Raw genomic sequence first — 18,289 nt, forward strand, 5'->3', positions numbered from 1 at the left:
ATCGATCATGCAGCCTGGTCCAGGACGGCGCGCAGGGCGCGGACGGCGTTGTGGGTGCGGCTCTTCACGGTGCCCGGCGGGATGCCCAGCCCGGCGGCCACGTCCTCGCCGGCCCGGCCGAGCAGGTGGACGTGCACGAGGATCTCGCGCTGGGCGGCCGGCAGCCGGCGCAGCCCGTCGAGCAGGACCACCCGGTCGCAGACGGTGTCGGCGACGTTGACGACGTCGGGCTGGTCGGCGACGAGCTCGGTGGCCAGCCCCACGGGCACCGCCCGGCGCTTGCGCCACGCGTCGATGACGAGGTTGCGCGCGGTGCGGAACAGCCACATCCGGATCGGGCGGTCGTCGTGGTCCAGCCGGTCCGCGTCCTGCCAGGCCCGCAGCAGCGTCTCCTGGACGATGTCCTCGACGTGGTGCGGGTCCGCCGCGACGAGCGACGTGACGTACCGGTGCAGGGCGGCCCGCTGCCGCTGCAGTTCGTGGCCGAGACAGGGACGCTCGACGGTGCTCAAACGAGGTTCCTTCCGCGCGTTGCCGAGTGGAATGTCCCTGTTCTCGGCTGACGGAAGATGAACACCGCGTGACCTGGCGGCCACCCAGCCACGACAAGTCATTGACGTCGATGCTTGCGTGACCGTTGACATGATCATCGCGGGAACGCAGACCCCCGGACGGGTGAACGCGCCCCGAGATCGTGCGCGGGACGCACCTCCTGTGGCACCCTGCCGTGATGATCACCGCCGAGACCGTGCACGAGCTCGACCGCGAGCTCATCTGGATCACCGTCACCGGCCCGCTCGAAAGCCACCGCAAGCAGGATCTTCGCATGTGGATCGGCAAGGCCCTGGTCGCCTGCCCGCGCGCGGTGATCGTCGACCTCACCGGCTTCGAGGACCAGACGGGCACGGCGGCGTCGCTGCTGCAGGCGGCGGCCACGAGCGCACGCGAGTACTACGGCGTCTTCCTGCTCTTCATCACCCCCGCCGGCGGGGCCCTGCGGGCGCAGCTCGACACCCCGTTCTGGCGCCGCGCCCTGCACCTCTTCGCCGACCGCGCCGCCGCCGAGGCCGCGGCGCTGGCCGGCCCGCCGCCGCCGAACTGGTTCACGGTGGTGCTGCCGCCGGACGGGCACGCCCCGAGCCGCGCCCGGCTGCTCGTCCACGACGCCTGCCGGGCCTGGTCCCTCCCGGCGCTCGCCGCGCCCGCGAGCCGGGTCGTCTTCGAGCTCGTGCACAACGCCGCGACCCACGCGGGCACCGAGGTGACCGTCACCGTCAGCCTGCGCGGCAGCTACCTGCACCTGGCCGTGCGCGACCGCCGCCCGGACGCGCCGGCCCGGCTGCTGCCGGCCGGGCGCACCGATCCGGCCCTGGCCGACCCGCCCGGCGACGGCCTGCACGTCGTGGACCGCAACGCCACCGCGTGGGGCTCGGCGACCGACGGGCGCGGCAAGACCGTCTGGGCCGTCATCCGCATTCCCGGGGGCCTGGCCCCGTGAGCTCGTAGAGCCGCTGCCGGGCCAGGGCCCGGTCGGCGGGGCGGTCCTCGTCGTGCCCGCGGCGCGCCGCGTACGCCCGCACCAGCACGTGCAGCGCGAACCGGTCGTGCGGGCGCCGCTGGACGAGGTGCTCGGCGGCCAGCCGCCGCAGGTGCCGCGCGGCGCTGCCCGGGTCGGTGCCGAGCAGCGCCGCGGCGGCGTCGGGGCCGAACTCGGGGCCGGGGTGCAGCGCCAGCCGGCGCAGCAGCGCCTGGGACTGGGGCGGCAGCGTGCGGTACGACGGATGCAGCGCCGTCTCGATGCCCTCGTCGAGCGCGAGACGCGCCTCGCCCTCCTCGAGCCGGTCGGCGTGATCGGTGACCGTCCAGCCGGCCCGGCCCGCGATCTGCCCGGCCGCGAGGGCCAGGGCGAGCGGCAGGTGGCCGCAGCAGCGGGCGATCCGGCGGTGGGCGGCCGGGTCGGCGCCGACCGGCACGCCGGGCACCGCCCGGGCCAGCAGCCGCTGCGCCTCCTCGGCCGGGAGCGGCTCCAGCTCGACGACGGGGGCGTCGAGGCGGCGGCGCGAGGTGACCAGCGTCAGTGAGCCCGGCGCGGTCGGCAGGAGCGGGTGCACCTGCCGTAGCGACGCCGCGTCGTCGAGCACGAGCAGCGCCCGCCGGTCGGCCAGCCGGCGCCGGAGCTCGCCGTGGAGCTGGACGGGCTCGACCGGCGGCAGCGTCGGGTGGAAGCCGCGCAGGTCCGCGAAGAGCGTGACGTCGAAGCGGCCGTCGGCGGCGAGGCGGTGCCCGGCGCGCACGGCCAGCGCGGTCTTGCCGACGCCGGGCATGCCGGTGATGACGGTGACGACCGCGCGGGGCTCGGCGAGGCGGTCCAGCTCGTCCCGGCGGCCGGCGAAGCCCGCGAGGTCGTCCGGCAGCCGGTCGAGCACCCGGACCCGCGCCGCCGCCCCGGCGCCGACGCGGCCGTCGCGCAGGGCCTGCCGCCAGCGGGTCAGGTAGTCGGGGTAGTCGTGCAGCGCCTGGACGACGGCGACCATCAGCTCGGCGTTGACCCGGCGGCGCCCGACCTTGAAGCAGTCGACCACCGTGCCGCGCCGGGCCAGCTCGTCCGCCGGCCGCCCGGCCGCCCGCCAGCGGGTGTTGATGCGGCGCGTGATGGTCTCGAACGACGGGTCGCCGGCCCACAGCTTGAGCCCGCGCAGACACCCCACCAGGTCGTCGAGGCTGTGGGCCCGCGCCGGGTCCGGCGGCCCCGCCGGGAACGCGATCGTCATGTCCGAACCCCCGTTCGTCCGGCATCGTACGGCTCCGCGGCGACGGCGCGAAGTCCAAACGATCCCGTACGGACGGTGACGGATCGAGCCATGGCGGTATCGAAACATCGACCCGTAGCGTTCCGCGCGTGAACGCCTTGACCCGGCTCCCGTTGCGCCGCCTCGCGGCCGCATCCACCGCGCTCGTCGCGCTCGCGGCCGCGCTCGCCGCCCCGCCCGCGGCCCGGGCCGAACCGCCGGCCACCGACGCGACGGCCGCGAGCGGCGCGGCCGCCCAGCACCCGCTCAGCGCCGCCCAGCTGGCCGCCGCCGACGCCCGGGCCGCCGCGAAGGCCAGGGCGCAGGGGCGCGCGGTCGAGGTCACCGAGCGGGCCACCGAGACCCAGACCTGGCTCGCGCAGCCCGACGGCAGCATGCACTTCGAGGAGTCGGCGGTCCCGACCCGCGTCCGCCGCGGCGACGGCACCTGGGCCGCCCAGGACCCGACCCTGCGCATGACGAACGGGCGGCTGCGGCCGGTCCTGTCCGCCGCCAACGTGGCCTTCTCCACCGGCGGCACCGGCCCGTTCGCGACGATGCTGCTCAACGGCGAGCGGCTGGCGCTGACCTGGCCGGCGGCGCTGCCGGCGCCCACGGTGGCCGGCGACACCGCCACCTACGCCGAGGTGCTGCCGGGCGTCGACCTGGCCGTGCGGGCGACCGAGGACGGCTTCTGCCACGTGCTCGTGGTCAAGAACCGGGCCGCGGCCCAGAACCCCGCGCTGCGCTCGATCCGGCTCGGCCTCGGCGGCACCGACCTGACCGGCCGCGTCTCGGCCGAGGGCGAGCTGCAGTTCCTCTCCCGCACCGGCACCGTGGCCGCCACCGGCAGCCAGGCGTTCATGTGGGACGCCGGCGCCGCGGCCACCGCCAAGGCGCCAGGCGACCTGACCCGCAGGTCGGTCGCGGCCAGCGCCATCGACGGCGGCGCCCTGGTGCTGCAGCCGGACCTGGGGCTGCTCACCGCGGCCGACACGCAGTACCCCGTCTACATCGACCCGAGCTACTCCAAGGGCGAGAAGCGCTGGGCCTACGCCAACAGCGCCAACGAGAACAACGACAGCGAGGTCCGGGTCGGCAAGTCCCCGTCGAGCGGGGCCACCTACCGCTCCTACTTCACCTTCGACGTGAGCGGGCTGGCCAAGAAGCGGATCTTCGCCGCCCGGTTCCACTCCACCATCGCGCACTCGTGGAGCTGCGGCAGCACGCCCTTCAGCCTGTACCAGGTGGCCAGCGCCGGATCCGGGAAGCTCACCTGGAGCGGCCCGGCGCTCGGCGGCCTCATGGGCGAGTTCTCCGGGCACGCCCACAAGCCCAGCACCGGGGCCGGCTGCTCGGACGACCCGCAGCCGGACAAGCCGTTCGAGATCGGCGGCGGCATGACCTCGGCGATCAGCACCGCCGCGGGCAACAGCGCGAGCGAGGTCGCGTTCACGCTCACCGCGCGCTCGGGCGGCGCCGGGGAGACGACCGCCGAGCGGTGGAAGAAGTTCAAGCTCGCCGACACGAAGATCACGGCCGACTACAACTCGCCGCCGGCGACGCCGACCAGCGCCAGCACCGACGGGCGCGGCTGCACCACCGGCTCGGGCCGGCCGGTGCTGTCCACCGCGACGCCGACCCTGCGCGCGGTGGTCACCGACCCGGACACCGAGACCGACCTGCAGGCCGTGTTCGAGTGGCAGCAGGACAGCAGCACCGCCGGCACCTGGTCGGCGCTCGGCTCCGGGCAGATGAACAGCCTGCACAACGGCGGCACCGGCTCGGTGCAGATCAAGAGCGGCCTGGTGCAGGGCGGCATCTACCGGTGGCGGGCGAAGACCGCCGACCCGTGGACCTACGGCACCAGCTCCGGCAGCGACGTTTCCGCCCCGACCGGCTGGTGCGAGTTCACCGTCGACCTCATCGGACCCGCGGTGGCGCCCGGCGTCTCCTCGCCGGTCTACGGCAGCGACCTCAACCAGGTGTACGGCGCCGTCGGCCGCACCGCCCCGTTCACGTTCACCGCGTCCGGCGTGAGCGACGTGACCGCCTACCGCTACGGCTGGGCCGATCCGCCCACCACCCAGGTGAGCGTCGCCGCGGGCGCGAGCGCCACGCTGGCCGTCACCCCGCCGCCCCCGGCGCCCGCCGACCCGACCTCGGGCGGGCTCAGCCGCCTCTACGTGGTCAGCCTCGACGCGGCCGGGCACATCAGCCCGGTCAACGAGTACGCGTTCAACCTCGGCTCGGCCACCCCCGAGGACGCCGCCTACAAGCTCGACGACGCGGCCTTCGCCGACAGCGCCGGCAGCGCCCCGGCGGCCGTGCCCGCGGGCGGCCCGGCGACCGGCGTCGCCGGCCGGTTCCAGCCCGGGCCGGGCAAGGCGGCCCCGGCGACCGTGACGTTCGACGGCACCGACGACGTCGCCACCGTCAACGCGCCCGTGCTCGACACCTCCACCAGCTTCACCGTCTCGGTCTGGGCACGCAGCGACGGCGACACCGCCGACTACCGCAGCGTGCTCAGCGCGCCGGCGACGCACTCCAGCGCGTTCCTGCTCGGCCGCGCCTCCACCAACAAGTGGCGCTTCGCGATGCCGCAGTCCGACACCGTCGCGCCCACGCACGTCAACACGTTCAGCACCTCCAGCATCCAGGCCGGGGCGTGGACGAACCTCACCGCGGTCTACGACGCCGGTGCCAAGCAGGTGTACCTCTACGTCAACGGCGTCCTCGAGGGCTCCACCGCCCAGCCGGCCGCGTTCGCCTCCACGTCGCTGCAGCTCGCCGGCGACTTCTGGAACGACAGCCCGACGTTCGAGAAGAAGTGGAAGGGCGGCCTGGCCGACCTGCGGCTGTGGAACCGCGTGCTGAGCCCGGGGGAGATCGCGCCGCTCGCCGCCGACCTCGTCGGCCGGTGGGCGCTGGACGGCGACGGCACCGACTCCTCGCCGTGGCAGCGCACCGCCACCCCGACCGCCTCCGCGTTCTACGTCGAGGACCGCGACAGCGCGGCGTTCTCGGCGCTGCAGGGCGACGGCGCGACGGTCGCGGCGACGACCGCCGGGCCGGTGCTGCGCAGCGACCAGTCCTACACCGTCGCCGCCTGGGTCCGCCTGGACAGCACCGCGGCCTACGAGGAGGTGCTCGGCCAGGGCGGCACCGCCCGCGGCGCCATCTTCCTGCGCTACGACACCGCCACCGCCAAGTGGCAGTTCTTCGTCCCGACCGTCGACGTCGGCACCCCGTCGTACTACTCGGCCCGCTCCACCGCCAACGCCGCCGTCGGCGTGTGGACGCACCTGGCCGGCGTGTACGACGCGGCCGCCGGCAACTTCAAGATCTACGTCAACGGGGCGCTCAACGGCTCCATCGCCGGGCGCATGTGGGCCTCCAACGGCGTGTTCGACATCGGGCGGCAGCGCTTCGGCACCGGCGACTTCTTCACCGGCGCCATCGACGACGTCCGCGCCTACCAGGGGGCCATGCCGGCCGCCCAGGTCGCCGTCCTGTACGCCGGATGAGGAAGGGACTCGCCATGAGCTGCACAGCCAAGCGGATCGGGATCGGCGCCCTCGTGCTGGCGCTGCTCCCGCTGGCCGCCGCCGATCACGGCACCCGCCCGGACGCCGGGCACCCGCGGGTCCGGCCCGAGGCCGCGCTGCCCGGCGAGCCGATGCGCTACGACCCGCCCCCGGCGACGAGCACCGGCACGCCGTTCGCGGCCAGGGCGCCGCGGTGGCCGGCGGGGGCCGCGACCGTGCGCCTCGGCCGCGACCGCGCCCGGGCCGGGACGCTGCCCGTCTACGTCCGCGCCGTCGGCGCGCTCGCGGCCGGCGACCTGCCGGTCACGGTGCTCGACCGGGCCGCGACGGGCGCCGCCGGCGTCGACGGTGTCGTCGTGCGGCTCGGCGGCGAGGCCGGGGCGAGCGTCCACGTCGAGGTCGACTATCGCGACTTCGAGGGCGGCTACGGCGGCGGCGCGGCGTCCTCGCTCGGCCTCGTGGAGCTGTCCGGGTGTACCCCGCTGACGTCCGCCTGCACCGCGAAGCCGCTGCCCGCGGCGAACGACGTGGCCCACCGCACCGTCGGCGCCGACGTCTCCGCCGCCGCGACCCTGGCCGTGGTCGAGGAGCCCAAGGGCCCCGCGGGCGACTACACCGCGACCCCGCTCAAGGCCAGCTCCACCTGGGAGGCGGGCAACAGCGCCGGGGACTTCACGTGGCAGTACCCGCTGCGGATGCCCCCGGCGCTCAACGGCCCCGTGCCGGAGCTGGGCCTGTCGTACTCCTCCGGCTCTCTCGACGGCTCGATGGCCGCCTCGAACAACCAGCCCTCGTGGCTGGGCGAGGGCTTCGAGATGTCCACCGGCGCCATCGAGCGCAAGTACGTGCCCTGCGAGAGCGACATGGGCAACGGCGCCAACAACACCACCAAGACCGGCGACCTGTGCTGGAAGACCGACAACGCCGTGCTGCACCTCAACGGCCAGTCCACCGAGCTGCTCAAGGGCGGCGACGGCAAGTGGCACGGCCGCTCCGAGGACGGCGCGCGGATCGAGCTCAAGTCCGGCACCGAGAAGGCGGTCAACGGCGACCAGGACGGCCAGTGGTGGGTCGTCACCGAGACCGACGGCACCCAGTACTGGTTCGGCCGCAACCAGCTGCCCGGGTGGGCGGCGGGCCGGGCGAGCACCAACTCGGTGTGGACCGTCCCCGTCTTCGGCAACAACGCGGGCGAGCCGTGCCACGCCGCCACGTTCGCGGCCTCCGCCTGCGACCGGGCGTGGCGCTGGAACCTCGACTACGTCGTGGACCCCAGCGGCAACACGATGTCGTACTGGTACCAGACCGAGAAGAACTCCTACGCGAAGGCCGGATCCAGCACCACCCTGGCCGGCTACGTGCGCGGCGGCTGGCTGGACCGCATCGACTACGGCACCCGCTCCGACACCGCCTACGGCACCGCCCCGACGCAGGTCGACCTCGGCGAGGCCGACCGGTGCGTGACCACGAGCTGCGGCACCCACGACGCGACCAACTGGCCGGACACGCCGTGGAAGATGCAGTGCACGGCCAGCCCCTGCTACGTCGGCAGCCCGACGTTCTGGAGCACCAAGCGCCTGGGCACCCTCACGACCAAGGTGGGCGGCAAGCCCGTCGACCGGTGGACGTTCAAGCACACGTTCCCGGACCCGGGCGACACCACCCGCGCCGGGCTGTGGCTCGACGGGATCAGCCACACCGGCCTGGCCGGGACCACCGACGGCACCCGGACCGCGGTCACCGTCCCCGACGTGCACTTCGTCGGGGTGCAGAAGCCGAACCGGGTCGACGCGACCGACTTCGCGCCGGCGATGAACTGGTGGCGGATCAGCACCGTGGAGACCGAGGGCGGCGGGACGATCAACGTCACCTACGCCGACGCGGACTGCGTCGCCGGCTCCCGCGTGCCCGACAAGAACGCGCTGTGGAACAACACCCTGCGGTGCTTCCCGGTCTACTGGACCCCCGAGGGCGCGAGCGCGCTGACGCTGGACTTCTTCCACAAGTACGTGGTGAGCCGGGTGACCCAGCAGGACAACGCGCTGCCGTCCGACGAGCGCTCGGTGCCGGCCGTGACCAGCTACGAGTACCCCAACGCGCCGGCCTGGCGCTACACCGACGACGACGGGCTGGTCAACGACAAGACCAAGACCTGGTCGGTGTGGCGCGGCTACGACCTCGTGCGCACCATCACCGGCACGGGCGCCGAGGCGACCCGGACCGAGACCACGTACTTCCGCGGCATGGACGGCGACAAGCTCGGCACCGGCACCGCCACCCGCTCCGTGTCGCTGCCCGCGACCGGCGGCGCCCCGGCGGTCACCGACAGCGACTCCTACGCCGGGCTCGTCCGCGAGCAGCGCGTCTACCAGGACCTGACCGGCGGGGAGATCGCGGCCCAGGTCAACGTCCCGTGGCGCTCCGACCCGCCGACCGCGACCCGCACCATCGACGGCGTCACGGCCGAGGCCCGGTTCGTCGCCGTGACCCAGGAGCGCAACCGGACCCTGCTCGACGGCGGGCGCGGCTGGCGCAGCACCACCACGAACACCGTCTTCGACACCTACGGCATGGCGATCCGGCACGAGGACCTCGGCGACGACGCCGTCACCGACGACCAGAGCTGCACGATCACCGACTACGCCCGCAACGGCACCGCCTGGATCATGGACGGGGTCAGCCGCGAGCGGCACTACGCCGTCGACTGCGCCAAGGCCCAGGGCGCCGGGCTCACCGAGGCCGACGTCGTCTCCGACACCTACACCCTCTACGACGGCGGGGCTCGCGGGGCCGCGCCCAGCAAGGGCCTGGTGACCCAGACCGACGAGCTCATCGGCTACCCGTCGACGTACAAGACCGAGTCCAAGGCGACCTACGACGCCTACGGCCGCGTGCTCACCGCGACCGACGTGCGCGGCAACACCACGACGACCACCTACACGCCGGCCTCCGGCGGCCCGCTGACCGCGACGTCGCAGGTCACCCAGCAGGGCTGGACGACCACCACGACGTTCGACCCGGCCTGGGGCGAGCAGACCGCGGTGGTGGACCCGAACGGCAAGTCGACGCGGCAGACCTTCGACGCCATGGGCCGCAGCACCGCGGTCTGGCTGCCCAACCGCACGTCCAGCCAGACGGCGAGCGTCACGTTCGCCTACTTCGTGCGCAAGTCCGGCAGCGTCACCATCTCCAACCAGCTCGACAGCAACGGGACCGGCTACCGCAGCAGCGCGGCCTTCCTCGACGGGCAGGGCCGGGCCCGGCAGACCCAGACGACGGAGGGCACCGCGCAGGGCGGGCGGATCGTCACCGACACCTTCTACGACAGCGCCGGGCGGCAGTACAAGCGCAACGGCTCCTACATCGTGGACGGCGGGCTGAACCTCACCGCCCCGACGCTGGTCAAGCACCTCGACGACGCCCAGGTGCCGAGCCAGACCGTCACCGCCTACGACGGGGCCGGGCGGGTCCGCACGTCCACGTTCCTGAGCAAGAACGTCGAGCAGTGGCACACCACCACGACCTACGGCGGCGACCGCACCGACGTCGTGCCGCCCGCGGGCGCCATGCCGACCTCGACCTACGTCGACGCCCAGGGGCGCACGGTGCGGCGGCGGGAGTACCACACCGCGCTCGGCGGCTCCGACGTGACCGACCTGACGTACCGCTACGACCGCAAGAACCACCTCGTCGAGCAGGACGACAACGCCGGCAACGCGTGGACCTACACCTACGACTTCGCCGGGCACATCACCGCCAAGACCGACCCGGACAGCGGCGAGAGCTCCAGCACCTACAACGACGTCGGTGACCTGCTCACGAGCAAGAACGCCGACGGCAAGGTGCAGGCCTTCGGCTACGACGCCCTGGGCCGCAAGACGAGCGTGCGGGCCGACAGCGCGACCGGGCCGCTGCAGGCCGAGTGGGCCTACGACTCGATCCCGCTGACCGTCGGCACGCTCACCGTCAAGGGCCAGCAGCTCAGCTCGACCAGCTACGCCGGCGGCGCGGCCTACACCACGCGCATCGACGGCATGAACGACCTCTACAAGCCCACCGGCGAGACGATCAGCATCCCGTCCGGCGAGACGGGGCTCTCCGGGCTGTACTCGTACACCTTCGCCTACACCGCCGGCGGCGCGGACCTGTCGACCACCATGCCCGCCGCCGGGGGCCTGCCCAGGGAGAAGCTCACGGTCGGGTACAACACCCTCGGGCAGCTCGACACGCTCAAGACGAACCTGTCCAGCACCGGCGACGACGTCTTCGTGGTCAACGCCACCCAGTACACCCGCTACGGCGAGCTGTCGATGATCGCCCGGCGCAACGACACCGGGCCGTGGCTGGACACCGCCTACGACTACGAGCTCGGCACCCGCCGGCTCAGCCGCATCCACACCACGAAGGAGACCGGCCCGTCCGAGGTCGCCGACGTCCGGCTCGACTACGACGCCTCCGGCAACGTGCTGGGGGAGCGGGAGCTCGTCACCGGTGACCACCAGTGCTTCGGCTACGACTTCGCCCAGCGGCTCGCCGAGGCGTGGACCCCGGCGAGCGGCGACTGCGCCGCGGCCCGCAGCCAGGCGGCGCTGGGCGGGCCCGCCCCGTACTGGAACTCCTACGCCTATGACGCCGTCGGCAACCGGTCCGCCTCGACCGAGCGCACGACGGGCACGAGCGTGGCGCGGACGTACGGCTACCCGGCGGCCGGCAGCAGCCAGCCGCACACGCTGCGCTCGATGACGACCGCCGGCGTGGGCACCGCCGCCTACACCTACGACAAGACCGGCAACACGCTGACCCGCCCGGCCAACGGCGTCAGCGGCGCGACGCAGACGCTGACCTGGAACGCCGACGGCACCCTGGCCAGCAGCAGCGACGACGCCGGCACGGCCACCTACGTCTACGACGCGGCCGGCAACCGGCTCGTCAAGCACGAGCCGTCCGGCACCACGCTGAGCCTGCCCGGGCAGGAGGTGCGCTTCGCCGGCGGCAAGGCCACGGCGACGCGCTACCTGACCCACGCCGGCCGGGTCGTCGCCGTGCGGAGCACGACCGGCGGGCTGACCTGGCAGGTCGACGACCAGCAGGGCACCGGCACGATCGAGGTCGACGCGGCCACCCAGGCGGTCGTGCGGCGCTGGCTCACCCCGTTCGGGGCGCAGCGCGGCGCCACCGCGGCCTGGGTCACCGACAAGGGCCTCGTGAACGGCACCAGGGACGGCTCGGGCCTGCTGCATCTCGGCGCGCGCGAGTACGACCAGGTGACCGGCCGGTTCGTGAGCCTCGACCCGGTCATGGACGGCGACGACGCGCAGGCGCTGCAGGGCTACAACTACGCCAGCGCGTCACCGGTGACCCTGAGCGACCCGGACGGCAGGAAGGCCAAGGGCGGCGGGATCTGGGCCGCGATCGGCCGGGCCGTGGCCCGGGTGGTGAAGGCGGTCGTGCACGCCATCCAGCACTACCGCCGCACCCCGCCGCCGGTGTACCAGCACTACATCCCGCCGCGGCGCAAGCCGACCCCGCCGTATCAGCACTACATCCCGCCGCGCAAGCCGCGCGTCTACGGCCCGTTCGTCGTGCACGGCATCGACCCGCCGAAGCCGCCGCTGTTCTGCACCTTCCCCTGCCTCGACCCGGGCGGCGTGCGCCACGGCGGCAACCCGCGGGCGGTGTGCCGCGGCTTCAACTCGGGCTTCAGCTCGCCCGCGGCCTGCGACGAGGGCTTCGACGCGGCCGAGCGGCTCAAGTCCGGCAAGAGCTCGCACGACGCCCAGGTCGCCCGCGGCGCCAAGGCCTACGAGAACACGTGCACGTCCAAGGGCGACGAGACGTGGTGCACGCGGTACAAGCGGCCGCCGGCCCACATCAACGTCCTGCCGGAGCACGCCGTCGCGGCCGAGATCGCGCTCTACGCCGGTCAGACCGAGACGACGCCGGGCGACGCGTGGACGTACCGCAAACAGTCCCACCGCAACCACGGCGAGTTCTACATGTCGGTGAACGTCTGCATCGGCGGCTGCATCTCGCTGACCATCACCGACCAGGGCGGCGTCTTCGTCGGGGGCAGCACGATGCCGAAGCTGTCCCTCGGCTCCTCCGTCACCGTCGGCTGGAACGCCGAGCCGATGGAGCAGATGAAGGACCAGGGCTGGGCCTACTGCGCCGGCGCCGCCTGGAGCGGCTGCGTCACCGTGGGCATCGACGCCAAGACCGGCCGGCCCGTGTTCGGCGGGTCGGGGTCGCTCGGCCTCGGGGTCAACGGCGGCGTGACGAGCACCCGCAGTCACCAGATCGGCCAGAACTGAGCGGGGCGCCCGCCCACGACCGCTGATCCGAGACACCGCGGCCGCCCACCCCCCCTGGGCGGCCGCGGCCCTTTTCGCGCCGCTCGTGCGTAGCCGGCCGCGCATCGGGGCATGCCGGGGAGATGGTTGACGATCAACGTTGCGCCCCGCTCGTACGCCCGCCCGAGCTGCGCGTGGAGGGGGAGCGCTCCGCGTCGCGGCTCGAGCTGTTCTTCGACCTCGCCTACCTGCTCGTGGTCGCCGAGCTCGCGAGCGGGCTGGCCGAGGACCTCACCTGGCGGGGCGCGGCGGCGTTCGCCGGGCTGTTCGCGGTCACCTGGTGGTCGTGGGTGACCGTCACGCTGTACGCCAACCGCTTCGACACCAACGACGTCGTCTACCGGCTCGCCAAGCTCGCCAGCGCGGCCGCGGTCGTCGGCATGGCGGCGAGCGTCGGCGACGCGGTCACGTTCGCCGCCTGCTACCTCGCCACCCGGCTGCTGCTGTTCGGCCTCTACGCCCGCGCCTACCGGCACGTCACCGACGCCCGGGACACCATCCGCCTCTACCTCGCCGGCGTCGGCGCGGGCGCGCTGCTCTGGGCGGTCTCCCTGCCCGTCGACGGCCCTGCCCGCGAGGTGCTCTGGACGCTCGGGCTCCTGGCCGAGGCGGCCGCGCCGGTGCTCGCCACCCGCTTCGGCGGCGGGGTGCCCCTGCACGTCGAGCATCTCCCCGAGCGCTTCGGGCTCTTCGTCATGCTCGTGCTAGGCGAGTCCATCATGTCGGTGGCCACGGGCGTGCGCGACACCCACTGGACGGCCGGCCCGATCGCGGTGGCCGCGGTTGCGTTCGTGGCCGTCGCCGCCGCCTGGTGGAACTACTTCGACCTCGGCGGCGCCGCCGGGAAGCGCCGGCTCGAGGCCGAGGGCGACGAGCAGGACAGCTGGGTGCCCGACGCGTACATCTACGGCCACCTCCCGCTCACGCTCGGCCTGGCGCTGTTCGCGGTCGGCGTGGAGCAGTACATCGTGCACCCCGCGCGCGACCTGCCCGCCGGCGCGGTCTGGGCGTTGCACGGCGGGATGGCGCTGTTCCTCGCGGGCACGGCGGGCGTGGTCGCGGGCACCTCGGGCCGCTGGCGCGCGGCCTGGCCGTGGCCGGGCGCGGCGATCCTGGCCGTCGCCGCGGCCGGGCTCGCCGACGGGCTGGTCGACGGGCTGAGGCCGGCGGTGGCGATCGCGCTCACCGGGGGCGTCGTGGTGGCGACGGTGCTCGCCGGCATCCGCCGCCAGCGCCGCGGTCGCCTGCAGACCGCCGAGACGTAGCCGCGCACGCCCGGCCGCCGTGGCGCCGCCGCGGCGGCCGGGCGGGATTCCTACACGACATCTCCACCGGCGGCGGCGAGGGCCTCGACGCGGTCGAGCAGGGCCCGCACGATGCCGTCCAGGACCATGTCGTCGTCGATCTCGGCCAGGTACTGCGTGGCGGCGGCGATGTTCGGGTAGCGGGCCGGCGGCAGCGAGCGGTACTCGTGCGACCACGCGGCCTCGTCGCCCTGCCGGCTCAGCTCGTCCAGCGCGGCGTAGGCGCTGCACATCGCGGCGTAGGAGAAGATGGTCTCCGAGTAGACGAGGTGCTGGAAGGCCGCCTGCTCGTCCGTCAGGCCCGCCTCGCGCAGGGCGCCCAGCACCGCCTCCACGGTGCGGAACTCACCCGGGCGGCGGGTCGTGCGCAGGGCCACGATCGGGGCGATCGCGGGGTGGGCGACGAAGGTGCGCACGGTCTGGCGGGCCAGCCACTCGAGGCGCGGGCGCCAGGGCAGGTCGCCCGGCAGCGCCTCGACCGTCGCGGCGACGAGCCGGTCCGCGACCTCGAGGATGATCTCGTCCTTGTCGCGGAAGTGGCGGTAGATGGCCGTCGGGTCGGCGCCGAGCTCCTTGCCCAGGCGGCGGACGGTGAGCGCGTCGGCGCCGGCCGTAGCGGCCAGGCGGCTGGCCGCGTCGATGATCAGCTCCGGCGTCAGCGCGGCGCGAGTTCGCAAACGGTGCTCCCGAACAGAGTGAAAAGCTCGACAGCCAATCTTAGGGCCGAGTCGGAAACTTCACTGCCAACTGTGTTGTCAACGCCGTTGACTACGACGCTGACAACGGTGATGATTGAACGCATGTCCATACCCGTCCATACCGCGCTCGCCGACGTCCAGCTCACCCCGTACTGGCTCGACGACCCCGGTCGCCCGAGCGCGCGGGCCCCGCTGACCGGCGAGCTCTCATGCGACCTGGCCGTGGTCGGCGGCGGCTACAGCGGGCTGTGGACCGCGCTGATCGCGAAGGAGCGCGACCCCGGCCTCGACGTCGTGCTGGTCGAGGGCGACCGGATCGGGCACGCCGCGTCCGGCCGCAACGGCGGGTTCTGCCAGGCGAGCCTCACCCACGGCCTCGGCAACGGGCTGCGGCGCTGGCCGGACGAGCTGGGCGAGCTGGAGCGGCTCGGGGCCGAGAACCTGGCGGCGATCGAGGCGGCGCTCACGCGGTACGACATCCGCTGTGACTTCGAACGAACCGGCGGGCTCGACGTGGCCACCGCGCCCCACCACGTGGCGCAGCTGCGCGGGCACGCCGAGGCGGCCCGCGCGCTCGGTGCCGACGTGGACTTCCTCGACGCCGGGGCCCTGCGCGAGGAGATCGACTCGCCGGCCTTCCTCGCGGGCCTGTGGGATCACGACGGCACCGCCCTGCTGCACCCGGCCCGCCTCGCGTGGGGCCTGGCCGTGGCGTGCGAGCGGCTCGGCGTGCGCGTGTTCGAGGGCACCCGGGTCACCCGCCTGACCGGCGGCCGCGCCGGGATCGTGCTGCACACCGACGGCGCCGGCGGCCCGGCCCGGCTGCGGGCCGGCAAGGTCGCGCTGGGCACGAACGTGTTCCCCTCGCTGCTGCGCCGCACTCGACCCTACGTGGTGCCGGTGTACGACTACGCGCTGGTCACCGAGCCGCTCACGGCCGAGCAGCGCGACGCGATCCGCTGGCACCGCCGGCAGGGCATGTCCGGCGCCGGCCACCAGTTCCACTACTTCCGCCAGACCCGCGACCACCGGATCCTCTGGGGCGGCTACGACGCCGTGTACCACTTCGGCGGCAAGGTCCGCCCCTCCTACGAGCACCGCCCGGCCACCTACAACAAGCTCGCCGCGCAGTTCTTCGAGGCGTTCCCGCAGCTGGACGGGTTGAAGTTCACGCACGCCTGGGGCGGGGCGATCGACACGTGCACGCGGTTCTCGGCGTTCTTCGGCACCGCGCGCCGGGGGCGGGTCGCGTACGCGGCCGGGTTCACCGGGCTCGGGGTCGGCGCCACCCGCTTCGGGGCCGAGGTGATGCTCGACCTGCTGGCCGGGGACTCGACCGCGCGCACCCGCACCCGGATGGTGCGCGAGCGGCCGCTGCCGTTCCCGCCCGAGCCGGTGCGCTGGGCCGGGGTCCAGCTGACCCGGCAGGCGATGATCAACGCCGACGCCAACGGCGGGCGGCGCAACCTGTGGCTGCGCGCCATGGACCGGATCGGCTTCGGCTTCGACAGCTGATCCGTCAGCAGGGCCCGTCAGCAGGGCCCGGCTGACGGACGCGTCGCAGGCTCGCCCGGCGATCGGGAGCGGGGGTGAGTTTGCCCGGCGGGAGACGAGGTAGTCGCCGGACCGGGCCGGCTGGGTGTCGTGGCCGTCGAGACAGGCCGCGGCCACCGCTGCACCGAACCGGAAGGAACCACCGCCGTGCGAGGAGCCATGCTGTACGCGCCCCGTGACGTCCGCGTCGAGCAGCGCGAGGATCCCCGGATCGCCGAGCCGGCCGACGCGATCATCCGGCTCTCCGCCAGCTGCGTCTGCGGCTCCTCGGACAACACGTGCGAGATCTGCCGGGCCGGCTACCAGAGCTCGTGTGTGCACAGGGTCGGCATCGGCGGGCTCGGCGCGCAGGCGCAGTACCTGCGGGTCCCGCTCGCCGACGGCACCCTCGTCGCCACCCCGGACCTCCCCGCCGACGACCTGATCCCCGGCCTGCTCGCCGCGTCGGACGTCCTCGGCACCGGCTGGTTCGCCGCCGTGGCCGCCCAGGTCGAGCCGGGCAAGACCGTCGCGGTCGTCGGGGACGGCGCCGTGGGCCTGCTCGGCGTGCTCGCGGCGCGGCAGCTCGGCGCCGAGCGGATCATCGCCATGAGCCGGCACGCCGACCGGCAGCAGATCGCCCGCGCCTACGGCGCCACGGACGTCGTCACCGAGCGCGGCGACGAGGGCGTCGCCCGGATCAAGGACCTCACCGGCGGCCTCGGCGCGCACTCGGTCATCGAGGCGGTCGGCACCCAGGAGTCCATGATGCAGGCGATCCGCGCGACCCGCCCCGGCGGGCACGTCGGCTACGTCGGCGTCGCCCACGACGTCGCCCTGCCCGGCTCGGAGCTGTTCTTCTCCCACGTCCACCTGCACGGCGGCCCGGCCCCGGTGCGCCGCTTCCTGCCCGAGCTGATCGACCTGATCATCGAACGGGCCATCGACCCGGCCCGGGTGTTCGACCTCACGCTGCCGCTCGACCAGGCCCCCGAGGGGTACCGTGCCATGGACGAGCGCCGGGCGATCAAGGTGCTGTTGCAGCCGTGAAGGAGCAGAACATGATCACTCGCAGTGGATCGCAGCCGTCTGCCCCGGGCCCCGCCGAGTCCTTCACCGGCGAGGTGCGGATCCAGCCGCTCTTCGGGGCGCAGGACGCCGCGCCGTACACCGGTGGGGCCGTGACCTTCTCCCCGGGCGCCCGGACCGCCTGGCACGTCCACCCGGGCGGGCAGCGCCTCGTCGTCACCGACGGCGTGGGCCGCACCCAGCAGTGGGGCGGTCCGGTCGAGCAGTTCCGGGCCGGGGACGTGGTGTGGTGCCCGCCGGGCGTCAAGCACTGGCACGGCGCCGGCCCGGACGGCCCGATGACGCACCTGGCGCTCACCGGCGTGCGGGACGGGCAGGTCGTCGAATGGCTCGAACACGTCACCGACGAGCAGTACGGCGCGGTCTGAACCCCGCACGGCCCGGTGGCAGCGGTCCGGCGGGGCTCAGCGCAGGCCGTTGACGATGAGGGTGCAGACGTCGGCGAAGGCGTCCTCGCGGCCGCTCCACTCGGCGGCGAGGGCGGGGTGGTGGAACGCGGCGGAGGCCCAGAAGACCGTCCGGGCCGCGGCCGCCGCGTCGGTGCCGGTGAAGTCGCCCGACGCGAAGCCGGCCGCGACCATCGACTCGAGCTGTTCGAGCAGCGCCGCGACGTGTTCGGACGCGACCGCGTTGTGCTCCGCGGCCAGCACCCGGTAGGTCGCGAACAGCTCGGGGTCGGAGCCGGCCAGGGCGAGCTTCGAGGCGAACATCTCCGACAGCCACGCCCGCAGGCGCTGCGGCGGGGCGAGGGCCGCGTCGCCGGCGATCGCGGCCAGGGCGGGCAGGGAGCGTCCCACGAAGCGCCGGGTCACCGCCTCGCGCAAGGCCGCCTTCGACGGGAAGTGGCGGTACACCGCCGCGTGGCTGACGCCGAGCGCCCGGGCCACGTCGACGACGGTCGCCTTCGCCGGGCCGTGGCGGCGCAGGACGTCCTCGGTGGCCAGCATGATCGTCTCGGCGTCCAGCACGCGAGCGACC

General features: G+C 74.1%; 11 protein-coding genes. 7 read left to right on the forward strand and 4 right to left on the reverse strand.

The window, feature by feature from the left end; all coding sequences use genetic code 11:
- Positions 1-5: 5 nt before the first annotated feature.
- Positions 6-512, reverse strand: a complete 507-nt coding sequence (locus tag ACQP2P_RS23125) for a sigma-70 family RNA polymerase sigma factor (RefSeq protein ID WP_433603992.1) — start codon at positions 510-512, stop codon at positions 6-8.
- Positions 513-730: 218 nt separating this feature from the next.
- Between ACQP2P_RS23125 and ACQP2P_RS23130 the strand changes: the two genes are divergently transcribed.
- Positions 731-1,498, forward strand: a complete 768-nt coding sequence (locus ACQP2P_RS23130) for an ATP-binding protein (protein ID WP_433603993.1) — start codon at positions 731-733, stop codon at positions 1,496-1,498.
- Here the strand turns inward: ACQP2P_RS23130 and ACQP2P_RS23135 are convergent.
- Positions 1,467-2,771 (reverse strand): hypothetical protein, encoded by a 1,305-nt coding sequence (locus ACQP2P_RS23135; RefSeq protein WP_433603994.1) that lies wholly within the window; start codon positions 2,769-2,771, stop codon positions 1,467-1,469. The two genes, ACQP2P_RS23130 and ACQP2P_RS23135, sit on opposite strands and share 32 nt — an antisense overlap.
- A 128-nt stretch (positions 2,772-2,899) precedes the next feature.
- On the opposite strand from ACQP2P_RS23135, the gene ACQP2P_RS23140 reads away from it, so the two are divergent.
- The 3 genes from ACQP2P_RS23140 (at position 2,900) to ACQP2P_RS23150 (ending at position 13,952) form a co-directional block, all read left to right on the forward strand.
- Positions 2,900-6,316, forward strand: a complete 3,417-nt coding sequence (locus ACQP2P_RS23140) for a LamG-like jellyroll fold domain-containing protein (RefSeq protein ID WP_433603995.1) — start codon at positions 2,900-2,902, stop codon at positions 6,314-6,316.
- A gap of 14 nt (positions 6,317-6,330) precedes the next feature.
- On the forward strand, positions 6,331-12,648 hold the full coding sequence (locus ACQP2P_RS23145) for an RHS repeat-associated core domain-containing protein (RefSeq protein ID WP_433603996.1): 6,318 nt from the start codon (positions 6,331-6,333) through the stop codon (positions 12,646-12,648).
- 122 nt (positions 12,649-12,770) lie between these two features.
- The gene (locus ACQP2P_RS23150) at positions 12,771-13,952 is read left to right on the forward strand and encodes a low temperature requirement protein A (protein WP_433603997.1); all 1,182 of its coding nucleotides are present in this window, start codon (positions 12,771-12,773) and stop codon (positions 13,950-13,952) included.
- A gap of 50 nt (positions 13,953-14,002) precedes the next feature.
- Here ACQP2P_RS23150 and ACQP2P_RS23155 read toward each other — a convergent pair whose 3' ends face one another.
- A complete protein-coding gene (locus tag ACQP2P_RS23155; protein WP_433603998.1) occupies positions 14,003-14,668 on the reverse strand; it encodes a TetR/AcrR family transcriptional regulator in 666 nt (221 codons plus the stop codon).
- A 123-nt stretch (positions 14,669-14,791) separates the two neighbouring features.
- Here ACQP2P_RS23155 and ACQP2P_RS23160 point away from each other — a divergent pair, with 123 nt between their 5' ends.
- The 3 genes from ACQP2P_RS23160 to ACQP2P_RS23170 all read left to right on the forward strand — a co-directional run bounded on the left by ACQP2P_RS23160 (position 14,792) and on the right by ACQP2P_RS23170 (position 17,679).
- Positions 14,792-16,204, forward strand: a complete 1,413-nt coding sequence (locus tag ACQP2P_RS23160; protein ID WP_433603999.1) for an NAD(P)/FAD-dependent oxidoreductase — start codon at positions 14,792-14,794, stop codon at positions 16,202-16,204.
- Positions 16,205-16,402: 198 nt separating this feature from the next.
- A complete protein-coding gene (locus tag ACQP2P_RS23165) occupies positions 16,403-17,272 on the forward strand; it encodes a zinc-binding dehydrogenase (protein WP_433604000.1) in 870 nt (289 codons plus the stop codon).
- An 11-nt stretch (positions 17,273-17,283) separates the two neighbouring features.
- Positions 17,284-17,679: a (R)-mandelonitrile lyase gene (locus tag ACQP2P_RS23170; RefSeq protein WP_433604001.1), complete on the forward strand. Its 396-nt coding sequence runs from the start codon at positions 17,284-17,286 to the stop codon at positions 17,677-17,679.
- A 36-nt stretch (positions 17,680-17,715) separates the two neighbouring features.
- Here ACQP2P_RS23170 and ACQP2P_RS23175 read toward each other — a convergent pair whose 3' ends face one another.
- A complete protein-coding gene (locus tag ACQP2P_RS23175; protein WP_433604002.1) occupies positions 17,716-18,279 on the reverse strand; it encodes a TetR family transcriptional regulator in 564 nt (187 codons plus the stop codon).
- Between the last annotated feature and the right edge of the window lie 10 nt (positions 18,280-18,289).

It is taken from the genome of Dactylosporangium sp. CA-139114, assembly GCF_050955725.1.
In the GTDB taxonomy this organism is placed as follows: Bacteria; Actinomycetota; Actinomycetes; order Mycobacteriales; family Micromonosporaceae; genus Dactylosporangium.